Here is a 512-nt window from a genome sequence, read left to right on the forward strand (position 1 = left end):
GCACCGAAGCTTATTGTACAGACCGGTGAAAAAGGACTTTTCCTTGGTCAACTTGAGGTTAAATTCAACAAAGATGGCGTACTGACAAATTGGAAAGACCAATTAATCTCCATCGATGCTAAGAATGGCGCTAACTACGTTATCGCAGAGGATCCTGAAGCCAAAAAAATCCTGGATACCGAATATAAGCCTGGTATTCTAGAACTGAGCAATGAGGTAGTAGGAAACTCAGAGGTTATTCTAAACGGCGTTCGTAACGATGTTCGCACAAAGGAAACCAACCTCGGTAACCTGATTGCCGACGGCATGCTTTATGCAGCCAAGAAAGCTGGCACTAATGCGGTAATCGCCCTGCAAAATGGTGGCGGTATTCGCGAGTCCATCAATGAAGGACCGATTACACAAGGTGAAGTACTCGGAGTACTTCCATTCAACAATGATCTGGTTACGATCACTTTAACCGGACAAGAAATTAAGGACGCGATGGAGAATGGGGTTTCCAAAACTCCAAC

Annotated in this window: 1 protein-coding gene; it reads left to right on the forward strand. The window is 44.7% G+C overall.

What is annotated here, in order from left to right:
* Positions 1 to 512: 5'-nucleotidase C-terminal domain-containing protein (locus tag L1028_RS31115; protein ID WP_234541970.1), on the forward strand; the 512-nt coding region annotated here is incomplete at both ends.

This window comes from Paenibacillus pseudetheri (assembly GCF_924513355.1).
Classification (GTDB): Bacteria; Bacillota; Bacilli; order Paenibacillales; family Paenibacillaceae; genus Paenibacillus_AQ; species Paenibacillus_AQ pseudetheri.